The 15,538-nt window shown below is 41.3% G+C and carries 17 protein-coding genes; 8 read left to right on the top strand and 9 right to left on the bottom strand.

All coding sequences use genetic code 11. The features are described 5' to 3' along the window. Positions 1-17 precede the first annotated feature (17 nt). The gene (locus ZOBGAL_RS21375; RefSeq protein WP_013995863.1) at positions 18-401 is read right to left on the bottom strand and encodes a helix-turn-helix transcriptional regulator; all 384 of its coding nucleotides are present in this window, start codon (positions 399-401) and stop codon (positions 18-20) included. Between the two features lie 291 nt (positions 402-692). Here ZOBGAL_RS21375 and ZOBGAL_RS21370 point away from each other — a divergent pair, with 291 nt between their 5' ends. The 3 genes from ZOBGAL_RS21370 to ZOBGAL_RS21360 all read left to right on the top strand — a co-directional run bounded on the left by ZOBGAL_RS21370 (position 693) and on the right by ZOBGAL_RS21360 (position 2,988). Further along, positions 693-1,802, top strand: coding sequence for a M14 family metallopeptidase (locus ZOBGAL_RS21370; protein WP_013995862.1), 1,110 nt, complete (start codon positions 693-695; stop codon positions 1,800-1,802). Between the two features lie 115 nt (positions 1,803-1,917). Continuing rightward, complete coding sequence (locus ZOBGAL_RS21365) at positions 1,918-2,397, top strand: Lrp/AsnC family transcriptional regulator (protein WP_013995861.1); 480 nt, start codon at positions 1,918-1,920, stop codon at positions 2,395-2,397. 72 nt (positions 2,398-2,469) lie between these two features. Beyond that, a complete protein-coding gene (locus tag ZOBGAL_RS21360) occupies positions 2,470-2,988 on the top strand; it encodes a DinB family protein (RefSeq protein WP_013995860.1) in 519 nt (172 codons plus the stop codon). Positions 2,989-3,007: 19 nt separating this feature from the next. On the opposite strand, the gene ZOBGAL_RS21355 is transcribed toward ZOBGAL_RS21360, so the two are convergent. Next, a complete protein-coding gene (locus ZOBGAL_RS21355; RefSeq protein WP_013995859.1) occupies positions 3,008-3,334 on the bottom strand; it encodes a hypothetical protein in 327 nt (108 codons plus the stop codon). 131 nt (positions 3,335-3,465) lie between these two features. Further along, positions 3,466-4,530 (bottom strand): 3-dehydroquinate synthase, encoded by a 1,065-nt coding sequence (gene aroB / locus ZOBGAL_RS21350; RefSeq protein ID WP_013995858.1) that lies wholly within the window; start codon positions 4,528-4,530, stop codon positions 3,466-3,468. 130 nt (positions 4,531-4,660) lie between these two features. On the opposite strand from aroB, the gene ZOBGAL_RS21345 reads away from it, so the two are divergent. Continuing rightward, on the top strand, positions 4,661-5,827 hold the full coding sequence (locus tag ZOBGAL_RS21345) for a proline dehydrogenase family protein (RefSeq protein WP_013995857.1): 1,167 nt from the start codon (positions 4,661-4,663) through the stop codon (positions 5,825-5,827). 39 nt (positions 5,828-5,866) lie between these two features. Here ZOBGAL_RS21345 and ZOBGAL_RS21340 read toward each other — a convergent pair whose 3' ends face one another. The 6 genes from ZOBGAL_RS21340 to porX form a co-directional block, all read right to left on the bottom strand. Beyond that, a complete protein-coding gene (locus tag ZOBGAL_RS21340; RefSeq protein ID WP_013995856.1) occupies positions 5,867-6,250 on the bottom strand; it encodes a DUF4258 domain-containing protein in 384 nt (127 codons plus the stop codon). A gap of 145 nt (positions 6,251-6,395) precedes the next feature. After that, positions 6,396-7,595, bottom strand: coding sequence for an alanine dehydrogenase (locus ZOBGAL_RS21335; protein WP_013995855.1), 1,200 nt, complete (start codon positions 7,593-7,595; stop codon positions 6,396-6,398). Positions 7,596-7,700: 105 nt separating this feature from the next. Next, the gene (locus ZOBGAL_RS23870) at positions 7,701-8,081 is read right to left on the bottom strand and encodes a hypothetical protein (RefSeq protein WP_231854777.1); all 381 of its coding nucleotides are present in this window, start codon (positions 8,079-8,081) and stop codon (positions 7,701-7,703) included. 395 nt (positions 8,082-8,476) lie between these two features. Continuing rightward, positions 8,477-8,701, bottom strand: a complete 225-nt coding sequence (locus ZOBGAL_RS21325; protein WP_123772357.1) for a hypothetical protein — start codon at positions 8,699-8,701, stop codon at positions 8,477-8,479. Between the two features lie 190 nt (positions 8,702-8,891). Continuing rightward, the gene (gene tsaE / locus ZOBGAL_RS21320; protein WP_013995852.1) at positions 8,892-9,305 is read right to left on the bottom strand and encodes a tRNA (adenosine(37)-N6)-threonylcarbamoyltransferase complex ATPase subunit type 1 TsaE; all 414 of its coding nucleotides are present in this window, start codon (positions 9,303-9,305) and stop codon (positions 8,892-8,894) included. 12 nt (positions 9,306-9,317) lie between these two features. After that, positions 9,318-10,859, bottom strand: coding sequence for a T9SS response regulator signal transducer PorX (gene porX, locus ZOBGAL_RS21315; RefSeq protein ID WP_013995851.1), 1,542 nt, complete (start codon positions 10,857-10,859; stop codon positions 9,318-9,320). Between the two features lie 144 nt (positions 10,860-11,003). On the opposite strand from porX, the gene ZOBGAL_RS21310 reads away from it, so the two are divergent. Genes ZOBGAL_RS21310 through lpxA form a run of 4 tightly spaced genes read left to right on the top strand, consistent with a single transcriptional unit; the run spans position 11,004 to position 15,459 of the window. Further along, positions 11,004-12,233, top strand: a complete 1,230-nt coding sequence (locus ZOBGAL_RS21310; protein WP_173427286.1) for an HD domain-containing protein — start codon at positions 11,004-11,006, stop codon at positions 12,231-12,233. 23 nt (positions 12,234-12,256) lie between these two features. Further along, positions 12,257-13,306 carry a UDP-3-O-(3-hydroxymyristoyl)glucosamine N-acyltransferase gene (gene lpxD / locus ZOBGAL_RS21305; protein ID WP_013995849.1) on the top strand — a complete coding sequence of 350 codons (1,050 nt, stop codon included), beginning with the start codon at positions 12,257-12,259 and terminating at the stop codon, positions 13,304-13,306. Continuing rightward, entirely contained in the window at positions 13,287-14,672 is a 1,386-nt protein-coding gene (locus ZOBGAL_RS21300; RefSeq protein ID WP_013995848.1) for a bifunctional UDP-3-O-[3-hydroxymyristoyl] N-acetylglucosamine deacetylase/3-hydroxyacyl-ACP dehydratase, read from the top strand. Before lpxD ends, ZOBGAL_RS21300 begins: the two co-directional genes overlap by 20 nt. A gap of 1 nt (position 14,673) precedes the next feature. Next, a complete protein-coding gene (gene lpxA / locus ZOBGAL_RS21295; protein WP_013995847.1) occupies positions 14,674-15,459 on the top strand; it encodes an acyl-ACP--UDP-N-acetylglucosamine O-acyltransferase in 786 nt (261 codons plus the stop codon). The last annotated feature ends 79 nt before the right edge of the window (positions 15,460-15,538 follow it).

Genomic DNA, 15,538 nt, shown 5'->3' with positions numbered 1-15,538 from the left:
AATAAAGAAATAAAAGCCTATTTATTGTCATAAGCCTTAAAACTTCCATCGGAATAAAAGATGACGATTTTCTCAATGGTTTTTTTCGACTCGGCAACTGCCTTTTGTACAATACTTTGTGGTGTGGAAGAAGGGGCTTGGGGTTTGGGCCGGGGCGGTTCTTCGGGTTTAGGTTCGGAAGGGAAAGACCCTTTTCCGTTTAGTAGCCAATAGAGGTTTACTTCGGGAAAAGCCTTTACGACCTTTAAAACAAAATCTAAACTTGGTTTGTTTCTGCCAGACAATAGGTGGGAAATGCTCGAGCGCTGTACATTGATTTTGTCCGCGAAACCCGAGGCGGACAAGCCGTAATAACTCAAAAGGTGCTCTAAGCGTTGAATAAAATCCGTTGTGTTTACCATTGTAACAGTTGTAAGCTTAAAAGTAGTGAATTTGACACAAATACGGCTGTCCTTCGTACTAAAATATGAAATTTTTTAGGTGTGTTACTTTATGTAGTAACGGTTAATTAACTGATAATAAACATTTTAATTAATTAAATCACCCGTTATGTAAAAATGGAGTGTTTTTCGTTTACAAATGTATAGGTAAGCGGGTAGGGCCTTTAAAATTAAGTTTACAATTGTATATTTTGTTGGTTACATTTGTAAAATAATTAGGACTTATTTTTGCGGTTAAAATATATAGGTCAAATGAGCATCACACCATCCCACTATAATACGATCAAGGAAAATTCGGTTTACGGACGCTATGTTGTCAACGAGCAGATTTTAGATTTCTTAAGTAGGAATGAAGATCGGCATCAAGTAAAAACTATTGGGAGTTCCGTGCAGGGGCGTCCGATTAAAAGTCTGCAAATGGGTGCGGGTCCCATAAAGGTTTTGATGTGGTCTCAGATGCACGGCAACGAATCGACCACAACGAAGGCGGTATTGGACTTGGTCAACTTTTTAAATGAAGGGACTTCCGTAGCTGAATCCATTTTAAAGCATTGTACATTGTTGATCATACCGATGTTGAATCCTGATGGGGCTTCGGTATATACACGTGTAAATGCAAACCAGGTCGATCTGAATAGGGATGCGCAGGAAAGGACGCAGCCTGAGAGTGTTGTTTTGCGAGGGGTTTTTGATGCCTTTCAGCCAGATTACTGTTTGAATCTTCATGATCAGCGTACCATATTTAATGTAGGGCTTACCGATAAGCCGGCAACGGTATCGTTTTTGGCTCCGGCCCACGACCCTGAACGCAGTATTTCAAAAACAAGGGGGGTGAGTATGCAGTTGGTCGTAGCGATGAACCAACTTTTGCAAAAAATGATTCCTGGTCAGGTGGGGCGATATGATGATGCCTTTAATGCGAATTGTATTGGCGATAGTTTTCAGATGTTGAACGTGCCGACCATTCTGTTCGAGTCGGGCCATTATCCGGGCGACTATGATCGGGAGCGTACAAGGGAGTATATTTTTTATGCTTTGTTGAAGGTGTTGGAGGTGATTTCGGAAAATAATATAGATGCCTATCCGCAGCAGGCCTACTTTGATATTCCTGAAAATGGAAAGTTGTTTTATGATATCCTTATTAAGAATGCCCAAGTTCTCGGCGAAAAATGGGGCGATGGGGAGGCTATAGGTATTTTATATGTAGAAACTTTAAAAGGAAATACCTTGGAATTTGTACCTTCGCTCGCTAAATCTGGGAAACTAGATGGGTACTTTGGTCATAAAACTTACGATTGCCTTAATGAGGCCGAAAGGGAAGAACTAAGGCAACAGTCTTTTTATCAGCTGATTAAAGCGTGAAATTTTTGAACATTATTTTTTAAAATCATTGAATCTTTACGTTTTTGTTAAAAAAATGCAAGTTTTAATGCGTATTATTCCTTAATTTTTTAATTTTGCCGAAAACACAACCACGATGGGAAAAGTAAAATTAGACGAAATTGATCACCAGATTCTAGACATGTTAATCGATAACACTAGAACTCCTTTTACTGATATAGCTAAAAAACTCTTGATTTCTGCAGGTACGGTACACGTACGTGTGAAGAAAATGGAAGAAGCAGGTATTATAAAAGGATCTTCGTTAACCTTGGATTATGTAAAGCTAGGGTATGCCTTTATCGCTTATGTAGGAATCTTTTTGGAAAAGACACATCAGACGAAATTCGTTTTGGAGCGATTGGAGCAAATTCCGAATGTAACTGTAGCGCATATCACTACGGGTAAATTCAATATCTTTTGCAAGATTAGGGCAAAAGATACCAATCATGCCAAGAACATTATTTTTAGGATCGACGATATCGATGGAATCAGTCGTACGGAAACCATGATTTCCCTTGAGGAAAGCATAAATGATAAAAAGAGGTTGATGCATACGATTTTTAACGAATTGTAGAACTGCCTGTTGAGATAATCATAAATTCCCGGGTGGTTGAACTGCTCGGGAATTTTTATTTATACCCACCCTATGAGAACTTCCGATATAGTACTGACGAAACCGGCACCCTTTTACAAGGCTTATATTGATGTGTTGGGTGATGTGGAGCTTTTGGATATGCTCGAGAGACAATTGGATAATTTCCCAAAATTCATCGAAAGCATTCCTGACGATAAAATGTCATATGCCTATGGCCAGGATAAGTGGACGATGGCCCAAGTACTTTTGCATATCATCGATTCGGAACGTGTGTTTCAATATCGTGCCCTTCGGTTTTCAAGAGGGGATCAAACGTCCTTGCCAGGATTTGATCAAGATTTGTACGTGCCCAATTCCGAAGCGGAAAAGCGTACAAAAGAAAGTATCATAGAAGAATATCGGACCGTGAGGGAGTCGACTATATCGCTCTATAGAAGTTTTGACCCGTCAATTCTAGGCCGTGAGGGGTTTGCCAGTAACTTGCCGTGGAGCGTTGCTTCACTGGGATTCGTTATCTGTGGACATCAAAAACACCACCGTAATATTTTACGGGAACGTTATTTGCTATAAGTTTTTTTTGAGGTGGGCTTTAGTCTAATTCTTCCGGGTCGTTTTCGGAGGAATTTTCCAATTCAAAATCTTGATGTTTTGACTCGTCTAGAATAGGAGATTCCTTGTCTTCGAGTTCCTTTTCCATGTTCTCCTCAAAATTGGCGATAAAATTAGAAAGGCTCTTGCTGATCTTTACGAGGTAAATAGTGTCGGAAGTCCTTATTTCTACGGCCTCAACAATTTCTCCTTTTAGGTTTTTGAAAATGATGATGTCATCGTCTCCATAGCCGTTGGGGTATGTTTCAATGAGCAACGCGGCTAACTGATGGTCTAGTTTTTGGTAATCTACTAATTTTCGTAACATGGTAGGTCGGTTTTTAGACCCGATGCTTTGGGTCGATTAATTGATTTGGGTTAGAAATCCCTACCTAAACTATATAATTTTTTTAGTGAATGCGTGAAAGAGTTGTCAAAATCGAATATTAGTATATGTAGCTAGTGATCAGCGTAGTAAGCGAAGGCTCCTTCGTACAGTTCATCGGGAATGGTAATGTCTATTTCCGGTGTTCCTATGGCCGATAGTAGAACAAAATTGATGTTGCCATGTGAATTTTTCTTGTCGAATTTCAAAAGCGAAAGAATCGTAGTGATATTCTCTTTGCTGAAAACGACCTTGTCGTAGTACGAAAGAAAAGTTGACTTGATGTCCTTAAGCTCTTCTTCGGGGAGGCCGAGTAATTCTTTTGATAGGTAGGCTTCCAAAATCATTCCGATACCGATGGCCTCGCCATGCAAAAGTGTTTTGTGTGTCTTGCTCTCAAGAAAATACGATTCAATGGCGTGCCCTAGGGTGTGACCGTAATTCAGTATTTTCCTAAGGTTTTGTTCGGTCGGATCTTGTAAGACAACCTCGTTTTTAATGACTACGGAGTCATATATCAAATCGTCTATATGGATAAAGTCTTGTACTTTTTTAAGGGCTTCCCAGTATGCTTTGTTTTGAATAAGGCCGTGCTTCAGCATTTCGGCAAAACCGCTACGCAGTTGTCTTTCTTCCAAGGTCTGTAAGAAGCTGGTGATGATCAAGACCATTTGCGGCTGGTTGATTACGCCTATTTGGTTTTTTAAGGGCCCAAGGTCGACCCCCGTTTTTCCGCCCACGGAAGCGTCTACCATAGAAAGCAGGGTGGTAGGTACGTTTATGAAATCTATTCCTCTTTTAAAGGTCGATGCTACAAATCCCCCTAAATCCGTAAGTACCCCGCCACCTAGGTTGATGACCAGGCTTTTTCGGTCACCGTCGAGTTCCGATAAAGCGTTCCAGACGCCGGTGCAGGTTTCGATATTCTTGTTTTCTTCCCCAGATTCGATCTCTATAATCTCAAAATCATAATCGCCGCGAACCTGTGCCAAAAAATTGGGCAGACAATGTGTATGCGTATTTTCGTCTACCAAAATGAATATTTTGGAATAGGTTTTTTCCGACAAGTGGGTGTTCAGGGCGTCGTAAGCCCTTTGGTTAAAATGTACGGCGTAAGATGATGATGTTATAGATTGCATTAAAGGTTGATTTTTTGCTTCCGCTATCGCGGTGATAATTTTAATGACCAATTCACAAAATAAAGCATATTTTTTCTCTAAAGAATACAAATTCTGTCTTTATATTTGGTCCCGCTAGAAATCATAATAAATGAAACGAATTTTTGAAGATACTGCAACGGCTTTTGCCTTGAAAACGGACTCCGAACTGGAACGTGCCTATTTTTTGTTCCGGATGATCGCCAATGAGCCTTTGGTCAGGATCGGTACCGCAATGACGAATTTTGCGATTAAGGCCCATCTTCCCGTTGAAGGGTTGATACGGGCAACGGTTTTTGATCATTTCTGTGGAGGGGTCAGTGAAAAGGATTGTATGCCGGTAGTGGATAAGATGTACACTAAAAATGTATGTAGCGTTTTAGATTATTCGGTAGAGGGAAAGGATACGGAAGATCCTTTTGATGATGCTATGGATATGATTTTAAAAGTGTTGGATTTTGTAAAGGAAAAAGATGCTATTCCATTTGCGGTTTTTAAGCCTACGGGATATGGTAGGTTTGCCCTTTTTCAAAAACTGTCGGAAGGGAAATCGCTATCCGATAAAGAGCAGGAAGAGTGGGAAAGGGTGGTGAACCGATTTGATAAGACCTGTAAAAAAGCCCATGATCTAGATGTTTCCCTGCTTATCGATGCCGAAGAAAGCTGGATGCAAGATGCCGCGGATCAGCTTGTGGAGGAAATGATGCGCAAGTACAATAAGGAAAAGGCCATAGTGTTCAATACCCTTCAGATGTATCGTTGGGATCGGTTGGACTACTTGAAGCAATTGGAAAAACGCGCCGAACAGGAAGGCTTCAAAATCGGGGTAAAAGTTGTACGGGGCGCCTATATGGAAAAGGAGAACGAAAGGGCGGAGGAGAAAGGCTATAGGTCACCTATTTGTTCCTCGAAAAAAGAAACCGATGAGAATTTTGATAATGCCGTCGCGTATATTGTAAACCATCTAGATTCGATTTCCATCTTTGCGGGAACACATAATGAGGAAAGCTCGTATAAGCTGATGGCATTGATGGCTGAAAAAGGGATAGCCCCTAATGATAATCGTGTTTGGTTTGGGCAGTTATATGGTATGAGCGATCATATATCCTTCAACTTGGCCCATGAAGATTACAATGTGGCCAAGTACCTGCCGTTCGGGCCTGTGCGCGATGTTATGCCTTATCTGATACGCCGTGCTGAAGAAAATACTTCGGTGGCCGGGCAGACGACTCGTGAGCTGTCCCTTCTAAAAAAGGAACGGCAACGAAGAAAAATATAGAAAATAAAAGACCCGGAAAGATGATTTTTTCGGGTTTTTTTATGGGTAGGAAATAGATTCTAAAAGTGCTTTTTCCCTGCAATTCCTAATTTTGAGAATGGCTTCCCTTTCTTTGATCGAGCCCTCTATAATGTAGGTTTTACATGGCGTAGTCTTGGTTTCGCTATTTGAAAAATCAACGTCGCCATTTCTTAAAACATCGAGGATGTCGAGGGTGTCGATTTTCTTTTCTAAAAACAATTGGCTGACTTTATCGGAATAGGACATAGGTTTCGAGCGAATGTCCTTTAGGGTTCTGCAATTCGGAAAATAGCAGAACTCGGTACCGGTTTCCTCCGATTTTTTCTTTAGGAAAAAGGTTAAAAAAACTATTCCTATGGAAAGTCCTACTAGGTAAAAGCCCAAACGTTTTAAAAAATCCATTCTATGTTATTGCTGAAATTAGTGCTCTTGTCGATTCCTTGGTCGGGTGTTTACTGTTGAAGTCCGATGATCCAAAGCGAAGGCAAAAATAGCAATAAACCTTCTATCTATGATCGGCAAGTGCCATAGATGCGTAAATAAAGCTTTAAAAAATAAGAAAGTTAATGTCACTGTACTGTAAATCAAACCATTCGCCTACCGATTTGTTTGTCAGTATACCGTGGTACATGTATAGCCCGTTTCGCAAGCCTTTGTCAAAGCGAAGCGAATTTTCGAGTCCTCCGTTTTCTCCTAGTTCCAATAAGTATGGGGTGAATATATTGCTGATCGATAACGTGGCCGTTTTTGGGTATCTCGAAGGAATATTGGGTACGCCGTAGTGGATTACGCCATATTTTTCAATGGTGGGTTTGTTGTGTGTGGTAAGTACACTGGTTTCAAAGCAACCGCCCATATCGATGCTGACATCAATAATAACGGCGCCCTTTTTCATATGTTCTACCATGCTGCTGGTGACCACCACGGGAGACCGGTCCTTTCCTCGGGTAGCGCCAATGGCGACATCACAACGTTTCAGTGATTTCAATAGGTTCTTAGGTTGAATGGTAGAGGTGTATACCGTTTGCCTAAGGTTCGATTGAATGCTGCGTAGTTTAGAGATGGAATTATCAAAAATCTTTACGTTGGCTCCAAGTCCTAAAGCTGAACGGGCGGCAAACTCACCGACGGTCCCGGCGCCGATAATGACGACCTCTACAGGGGGTACCCCGCTTATGTTTCCGAACATGAGTCCATTACCGTCGTTGGTAGCGGCCATGATCTCCGAAGCGATAAGAACCGAAGATATTCCGGCAATCTCACTTAATGAGCGTACGGCAGGGTATTTTCCATCATCGTCCCGTATGTATTCAAAGGCGATGGCGGTAATTCTTTTCTTGGCCATTTTTTCAAAATAGGCCTTACTCTGGGTTTTGATTTGCAGGGCGGAAATAATGGTCGCTTGCGGATTCATCATTTCGATTTCCAAGAGTGTAGGGGGCTCTACCTTTAGTAAGAGCGGACAAGAAAAAACTTTCTTGGTGTCTCGGGTTATTTCGCCTCCGGCATTGGTGTATTCTAAATCGGTATAATTGGCGCCTTCCCCGGCCCCGGATTCGATAAGGACCCGGTGTCCGTTCGATGTAATGGCATTAACTGCGTCAGGGGTTAGGCAGACGCGCTGTTCCTGATATTGGTTTTCTTTGGGAATGCCTATAAAAAGCTCTCCTTTTTGACGAAGAACTTCCAGAGTTTCCTCTTGTGGAAGCAGCTGTTGCTTACTGAAAGGAGAAGGTGGTTGATCCATAGTTTTTCTTCTAATCGTATCTTAATCGATCAGCAGTAAAAATACGATAATTTGTTGGATTTTTGGTAGTATTGGTCGATTCAACGGTCCAAAAATGTGGTGGTTTTAAAATTTAAATTGCAGCCAGTTAGATATTCTATGCTGTGCCTGTTTAAAGGAATTGCCTTTCTCTGTATTGAGTTGCGCGACCTTGTCGGTGTCTTCGGTATTCCCGTCTTCATCGACCTTATCCGCAGTTTCGGAAGAGATGAATTTATCGAGCTTGGCATTTTCTTCACGTGAGGCCTGTTTTTTCTTTAAGGCAGTAAGTTCAGCTTCCATAGCTTCTAAATCGATTCCGTGCACATATTTGTCTACGAGTTTGATCCTGATGAAGTAAACTAGGGGGATTACCACCATACATACAGGTAAAAGCCAAATAATATTTTTGGTGTCTACAATGTTGTCTTCGGAATACAGTACTTCGTATATCTGAAATGCGTACATGGTTGCCGGGATTAAAATAATATGGTACCACCAATGTTTGCAAGTTAGAAACCAAAGGATGAATAAATAAAAAGGGACAATTTTACTAAGTAAAAACCAAGCGAACGTATTTAGGTCTGCAAAACCATGATTGTTGATTTCCAGTCCTAGAATATTTATGGTAGCATTAGGTTCACTCGGTAGGTATTGGTGTAGTTTGAAAACAAAAGGAGAAAGTATGATAAGAAGGACCCCAATGGTGTCCATGAGGATTTTTTTACGCGCTTTTTTCCTAGTTTCTGGGTGTTCGTTTTGCATTGTATTTTTCAAGAATGGCCATTGCTTAGTTCTTGAAACGAAAAAAAGGGTAATTTATTGATTACCCTTTGAAATATATTTATTTTTTTTCAAGCCTGTTATTTTCTGGCTTGGGAAGGAATTTTTGTTTTGTCAACAAAGCTCTGTTTTTTGGCTTGGGAAGGAATTTTTGTTTTGTCTACAAAACCTTTATTCGCTTGTGATGGGATTTTTCTCTTATCCACTCCTTGTTCATATACTGAATCTTCATCGGCAGTTGATGAATCACAAGATACGGCTAACAAGGTTACACATGCCAAAAGGCCAAACGCTAGTTTTTTCATTTTTAGGGGGTTTAAATTGTACATTAATTAGTTATTTCTCTCAAATGTAGGAAAAAAAATCTCTGATCGTACGTCTTTAAATGTTAAAAAAGAGCATTTTGTCCGAAAGAATTGTACTTGGTCTAATTTAACAAGTTTTATACAATAAATTTCAATATAGAACGATGTTTTTTACTTTTTACCCTAAGCCTTACTCTTTTAGCTTAATTCGCCTTGTGTGTATATCTATTATTTCTATCTCTATTTCGGTACTGTCAATGGGAAGAAAGGACTCGATTTTTTCGGGCCATTCTATAAAGATATAGGCGTCTTGGTTTAGGTAGTCTTCCAATCCCATGTCCAAAGCCTCGGTCTCATCGTTCAAGCGGTAAAAGTCAAAATGATAGGCCAGTAGTTGGCCGTTTTCGTTTTGGTATTCGTTTACAATGCCGAAAGTGGGGCTATTGCCCGCGTCACTTACCCCAAGGTTTTTGGCGATAGCTTTGATCAGGGTGGTTTTTCCGGCTCCCATAGGGGCGCGGAAGAGAAGTGTTTTGTTAGGGGCCTTGGCGATTACCGCTGCCGCAACCTTGTCGATTTCACTTTCTGTATAGATAGTCTCCATGATATATAAAGGTTATTTGGGGGATAGGACTACAAAGGGGATTATCATTTCTTCCAATGAGATTCCGCCATGTTGATAGGTGTTTCGGTAGTAGCTAACGTAATGGTTGTAGTTGTTGGGGTAGGCAAAAAATAAATCGTTTTTTGCGAATATAAACGAACTACTCATGTTGATACGCGGCAAATGGATCTCGGTCGGGTCTTTGGCGGCCAAAACGTCCTTTTCTTCGTAGGTCAGGCTTCTTCCGGTCTTATATCTAAGGTTGAGGCTTGTTTCCTTGTCCCCGATGACCTTTGAAGGCTGTTTTACGTTGATCGTTCCGTGGTCGGTGGTGATGATCAGCTTCATGCCCATCTGTTGGGCCTGTTGTATTATCTCTAGTAATGGAGAGTTCTTGAACCAACTCTGGGTAAGCGATCGGTAGGCCTTGTCGTTGCTGGCCAATTCTTTTATGACCTCCATCTCTGTTTTTGAATGTGAGATCATATCCACAAAGTTGTACACGAGTACGGTGAGGTCGTTGTCTTTTTGCGATTTGAAATTTTGCGATAGGTTTTTACCTTGTTTAAGGGTGCTGATTTTGTGGTACTCCCATTTTATGTCAAGTCCTAGTCGCTTGATTTGCGCTCCTAAGAAATCGGCTTCATACAGATTTTTTCCGCCTTCTTCCGTATCGTTTTTCCACCAATCGGGATGCTTTTTTTCCATGGCCAATGGGGTTAGGCCAGAAAAAATGGCGTTACGCGCATATTGGGTAGCGGTAGGTAAAATGCTGAAATACGATTCTTCCTTGTTCTTTTTGTAGAATGAACTCACGGTGTCTTCAAAGGCGTACCACTGGTCATAGCGTAGGTTGTCGATTACAAGAAGTAGGGTAGGGCCTTCTTTTAATTCGGGTTGGACGAGTTCTTTGAACAAGCTGTGGGAGAGTACGGGGCCGTCGCCGTCGAACCAGCTTTCGTAATTTCGCTCGACGAATTTCCCGAAATGGGTGTTGGCTTCGGCTTTTTGTGATTCGAGAATTTCGAACATACTGCTGTCTTCGATGTCTTCGAGCCGAAGTTCCCAATAGATCAGTCGCTTGTATAGGTCTACCCATTCTTCCACGGAATTTACCATGGAAAGGTCCATGGCAATTTTTCGGAACTCCTGTTGATAGTTAGAGGTGGTTTTTTCGGAAACCAAACGCGAATGGTCTAAATTTTTCTTTAAGGATAAAAGAATCTGGTTCGGATTAACCGGTTTTATTAGGTAATCGGCAATTTTGGAACCGATGGCCTCTTCCATAATGAATTCTTCCTCGCTCTTGGTTATCATTACCACGGGGAGCGATAAATCTATTTTTTTAATCTCCGCCAAGGTTTCCAGTCCTGAGATGCCGGGCATATTTTCGTCCAAAAAAACAATGTCTACTTGAGATTGCTGTAGCTCTTCCAGGGCTTCTTGGCCGCTCTGGCAGGTAATAACATCGTAATTTTTTCCTTGGAGGAATATAATATGCGGTTTGAGTAGATCGATTTCATCATCTACCCATAATATGGTGATTTTATTCATTCAATTATAGTATTGCTTCGTTTCTTGATGGCGAAATTTATGATTTTAAACCTGCTTATGCCATCAAAATATTAATTTACCGAGTTTATTACTTTCTCTTTTGACTAACTTTACCACTGTGAACATTGCAAAGCAACAGCCATTTTGATAAATTCTAGAAAGCTTAAAATTTTTAATGATCCAATTTACGGATTTATTACAATTCCTAACGGACTAATATTCGACTTGATCGGGCATCCTTACTTTCAACGTTTGAGGAGGATTTCCCAAATGGGACTGTCGTATCTGGTTTATCCAGGGGCGCACCATACAAGGTTTCATCATGCCTTGGGTTCTATGCATCTTATGCAGAAGGCCTTACAGGTTTTGAAGTATAAAGGAGTCGATATTACCGAAGAAGAGGAGGAAGGCCTTTGTTGTGCCATCCTTTTGCACGACATCGGGCACGGACCGTTTTCCCATGCCATGGAACACAGCATAGTTGAGAGTACGGACCATGAATATATTTCATTGCAGTTTATGCACGCCTTGAACGAAATCTTTGATGGTCGGCTATCGATGGCCATTTCAATTTTTAGGGGGCAGTACGAAAAACACTTTTTGAACCAGTTGGTGTCGAGCCAACTGGATATGGACCGACTCGATTATTTGAAGCGTGACAGTTTTTATACCGGTGTAGCCGAAGGTAACATCAATTCGGAACGATTGATTACCATGCTTAACGTAGTCGGTGGTAACCTGGTGGTTGAGGAAAAAGGAATTTATTCCGTCGAGAAATTTCTGATGGCCCGTCGTTTTATGTATTGGCAGGTTTATCTGCACAAAACGGGTATTGTGGCCGAACAGTTATTGATCCGAATTCTCAAGCGGGCCAAAGAAATTATGGGAGAGGGGCAGATTATTGTATGTAGCGATGCCCTTCGCTTTTTTATGGAGCACCGTATCGAAAAGGAAAATTTTGATCTTAAAATATTGAATATTTTTTCAAAACTTGACGATGTTGATGTCTTGGGGGCCATAAAATCATGGCAAGATCACGATGATTTCATCCTTTCCAAGCTCTGTGAAATGTTGATAAATCGTCGGTTCCTTAAGGTGAAATTGAAGAATAGTCCTATAGCCGATACCGTTTTTCAAAAGCATACATCACGTGTAAAAGAAAAATATAAGCTTACGGAAAGTGAGGCGGCGTATTTTGTTTTTAAGGGGGTGATCGAAAACCGGGCCTACGATCGTCATCACCAGAACATCAATATTTTAAGAAAGAACAAGAAGCTTATTGATGTAGCAAAGGCTTCCGATCAGTTGAATCTGAAAGCGCTCTCAAAAACAGTTACCAAATATTATATCTGTTATCCCAAAGATTCTGTTTAACAATTTTTCTTACTTTTGTGCTCATGGTATTTACAGCAGGTCAAATTGCAGGTATTTTAGAAGGAGAACTACACGGAAACCCAGAGGTGACCGTTCATAAATTGGCCAAGATAGAAGAGGGCGAGGAAGGTGCATTGACCTTTTTGGCAAATCCCAAGTATACTTCATATATATATTCCACGAAGGCATCCGTTACTATAGTGAATAAAGATTTCGTTCCTGAGCACGAGCTCGAGACCATTCTTATCAAGGTGGATGATGCTTACGAGGCCTTTTCAAAAATTTTGGAGTTCTACAATCAGGTAAAGAATAACAAAACAGGAATAGAGGAACCGGTGTTTAAATCGGAGACGGCCAAATATGGTGCGGATTTCTACCTCGGTGCTTTTTCCTATCTGGGTAATAACGTTACCATTGGGGATAATGTAAAAATACATCCTAATGTATACATTGGCGACAATGTTAGCATTGCCAACAACGTTACTATATTTGCCGGGGCCAAAATTTACTCCGAAACGGTTATAGGAAACAATTGTGTCATTAATAGCGGTGTCGTTATAGGTGCGGATGGCTTTGGATTTAGCCCGAATAAAGACGGTGAATTTCAAAAAGTGCCCCAGACGGGTAATGTTATCCTTGAAGATAACGTTGATATAGGAGCTGGTACCACTATAGATAGGGCTACTTTAGGTTCCACGATTTTGAGAAAGGGCGTCAAACTAGACAACCAGATTCAAATAGCACATAACGTGGAAATCGGGGAGCATACCGTTATTGCCGCACAAACAGGCATTGCAGGGTCTACCAAGATAGGTAAGCACTGTATGATCGGTGGGCAGGTCGGTATCGTTGGCCATATTACGATAGGAGACAATGTTAAAATCCAGGCCCAATCGGGTATTGGTCGAAATATAAAGAGTAATGAGGTATTACAGGGATCCCCTGCCTTGAATTATGGTGACTACAATAAGTCGTATGTTTACTTCAAGAATTTACCGAAGATTTTAAATAGAATTGACGAACTGGAAAAAAACTACAGCGATCAATACAAGAATGAAACAGAGAACCATTAAGAAAGAGGTTATTTTAAAAGGCGTGGGTCTTCACACCGGCGCAGAAGTAACCATGAAATTTGTTCCCGCAGCAGAGAATCACGGGTACGCGTTCAAGAGGGTAGACTTAGAGGGTGAGCCTATTATTGAGGCCGATGCCAACTATGTGGTGAACACACAAAGAGGTACCAACTTGGAAAAGAGAGGGGTTAAAATACAGACTTCAGAGCATGTATTGGCCGCTTTGGTAGGTATGGAAATCGACAATGTCCTCATTGAACTCGATGCTCCCGAACCTCCCATTATGGATGGTTCGTCAAAATTCTTTGTAGAAGCCTTGGAAGAAGCAGGTGTTGAAGAACAGAACGCGGAAAGGGAAGAGTATATCGTAAAAGACGTAATCTCATACAAAGATGAGGCAACGGGTAGTGAAATTACCGTTATTCCGGCAGAGAATTACCAAGTGACTACCATGGTAGACTTTGGTACTAAAGTGTTGGGAACGCAGAATGCCACCTTAGAGCGATTGTCCGATTTTAAGGATGAAATCTCGGAGGCCCGTACCTTTAGCTTCCTTCATGAATTGGAGATGCTTTTGGAAAACGGACTTATAAAAGGCGGTGATCTGAACAATGCTATCGTGTATGTTGACAAGGAAATTTCCGAGGAAACCATGCGCAAGCTTGAAAATGCCTTCAATAAAAAGAAGCTTTCGGTTAAGCCCAATGGAATATTGGATAACCTTACCTTGCATCAGCCCAATGAGGCCGCAAGGCATAAACTACTTGACGTAATCGGTGATTTGGCCTTGGCCGGTACCCGAATTCGCGGAAAGGTAATAGCCAACAAGCCGGGACACCATGTGAATACCCAATTCGCTAAAAAAATAGCGAAAATCATAAAACTTGAAAAGCGAAATAGCGTACCGAAGTACGACTTGGACAAGCAGCCTCTAATGGATATCCATCAGATTATGGATATGTTGCCACATAGGCCTCCATTTTTGTTGATCGACCGTATTTTGGAACTTTCCGATAGCCACGTTGTGGGTATGAAAAACGTTACCATGAACGAGCCTTTCTTTGTAGGTCACTTTCCGGGAGCACCGGTAATGCCAGGGGTTCTTCAGGTAGAGGCTATGGCGCAGACGGGGGGTATCTTGGTGCTTAGTACGGTTCCGGATCCAGAGAACTATCTTACTCTGTTTATGAAAATAGACAATGTAAAGTTCAAACAAAAAGTATTGCCCGGTGATACGCTTATTTTTCACTGTAGCTTGATTTCGCCTATCCGTAGGGGTATATGTCATATGCAGGCTTATGCCTATGCCAATGGGAAATTGGTCTGTGAAGCTGAAATGATGGCTCAAATCGTAAAAAAGAAATAGTATGAACCAACCCCTTGCCTATATTCACCCGGGCGCAAAAATTGCTAAAAACGTTGTGGTAGAGCCTTTTACCACAATTCATAATAATGTAACGATAGGTGATGGCACTTGGATCGGTTCTAATGTAACCATAATGGAAGGCGCACGTATTGGGAAGAATTGTAATATTTTTCCAGGTGCCGTGATTTCCGCTCCGCCCCAAGATTTAAAATATAACGGAGAAGACACTATTGTAACCATTGGAGACAACACCACCATTCGTGAGTGTGCCACCATTCATAAAGGTACCTCCGATAGACATAAGACCGTAATAGGTAAGAACTGCCTGATTATGGCATATTGTCATATAGCTCACGATTGCATTGTAGGGGATAATTGTATCTTTTCAAACAATTCGACCCTTGCGGGTCATGTTACCATTGGAGACAACGTTATTCTGGCAGGCTTGGTAGCCGTGCATCAATTCGTGTCAGTGGGGCAACATGCCTTTGTTACGGGTGGGTCATTGGTAAGAAAAGATGTACCTCCCTTCGTGAAGGCGGCCCGTGAACCTTTGTCCTACGTAGGAATCAATTCTGTAGGCTTGCGTAGACGTGGTTTTCCTTCGGAAAAAATCCGTGAAATCCAGAATATCTATCGTATTCTTTATCAAAAACACTACAACAATTCACAGGCAACCCAAATTATAGAGGCTGAAATGGAAGCAACGCCCGAAAGGGACGAGATCCTTCAATTTATAAGGGATTCCCAGCGTGGAATCATGAAGGGGTATTTTAGCAATAATTAATCATTAGAACTTAGGGGGGGGAACCAAATCATTGCAGGATAAAGGTGGCCTCCGTTAAAGATCGTTAATAAAACAGTAA

The sequence above is a fragment of the Zobellia galactanivorans genome (assembly GCF_000973105.1).
GTDB classification, from domain to species: domain Bacteria; phylum Bacteroidota; class Bacteroidia; order Flavobacteriales; family Flavobacteriaceae; genus Zobellia; species Zobellia galactanivorans.
Note: the sequence above shows the minus strand (reverse complement) of the source record. Positions and strands in the feature narration are given on the sequence as shown.

What these genes read in the sequence shown, in the direction of transcription:
- ZOBGAL_RS21335 (WP_013995855.1), bottom strand. Translation starts at nt 7,595, where the DNA reads ATGGATCAACCACCTTCTCCTTTCAGTAAGCAACAGCTGCTTCCACAA.
- ZOBGAL_RS21365 (WP_013995861.1), top strand. Translation starts at nt 1,918, where the DNA reads ATGGGAAAAGTAAAATTAGACGAAATTGATCACCAGATTCTAGACATG.
- tsaE (WP_013995852.1), bottom strand. Translation starts at nt 9,305, where the DNA reads ATGGAGACTATCTATACAGAAAGTGAAATCGACAAGGTTGCGGCAGCG.
- lpxD (WP_013995849.1), top strand. Translation starts at nt 12,257, where the DNA reads ATGGTATTTACAGCAGGTCAAATTGCAGGTATTTTAGAAGGAGAACTA.
- ZOBGAL_RS21370 (WP_013995862.1), top strand. Translation starts at nt 693, where the DNA reads ATGAGCATCACACCATCCCACTATAATACGATCAAGGAAAATTCGGTT.
- ZOBGAL_RS21300 (WP_013995848.1), top strand. Translation starts at nt 13,287, where the DNA reads ATGAAACAGAGAACCATTAAGAAAGAGGTTATTTTAAAAGGCGTGGGT.
- lpxA (WP_013995847.1), top strand. Translation starts at nt 14,674, where the DNA reads ATGAACCAACCCCTTGCCTATATTCACCCGGGCGCAAAAATTGCTAAA.
- aroB (WP_013995858.1), bottom strand. Translation starts at nt 4,530, where the DNA reads ATGCAATCTATAACATCATCATCTTACGCCGTACATTTTAACCAAAGG.
- ZOBGAL_RS21340 (WP_013995856.1), bottom strand. Translation starts at nt 6,250, where the DNA reads ATGGATTTTTTAAAACGTTTGGGCTTTTACCTAGTAGGACTTTCCATA.
- ZOBGAL_RS23870 (WP_231854777.1), bottom strand. Translation starts at nt 8,081, where the DNA reads ATGTACGCATTTCAGATATACGAAGTACTGTATTCCGAAGACAACATT.
- ZOBGAL_RS21355 (WP_013995859.1), bottom strand. Translation starts at nt 3,334, where the DNA reads ATGTTACGAAAATTAGTAGATTACCAAAAACTAGACCATCAGTTAGCC.
- ZOBGAL_RS21325 (WP_123772357.1), bottom strand. Translation starts at nt 8,701, where the DNA reads ATGAAAAAACTAGCGTTTGGCCTTTTGGCATGTGTAACCTTGTTAGCC.
- ZOBGAL_RS21375 (WP_013995863.1), bottom strand. Translation starts at nt 401, where the DNA reads ATGGTAAACACAACGGATTTTATTCAACGCTTAGAGCACCTTTTGAGT.
- ZOBGAL_RS21360 (WP_013995860.1), top strand. Translation starts at nt 2,470, where the DNA reads ATGAGAACTTCCGATATAGTACTGACGAAACCGGCACCCTTTTACAAG.
- ZOBGAL_RS21345 (WP_013995857.1), top strand. Translation starts at nt 4,661, where the DNA reads ATGAAACGAATTTTTGAAGATACTGCAACGGCTTTTGCCTTGAAAACG.
- porX (WP_013995851.1), bottom strand. Translation starts at nt 10,859, where the DNA reads ATGAATAAAATCACCATATTATGGGTAGATGATGAAATCGATCTACTC.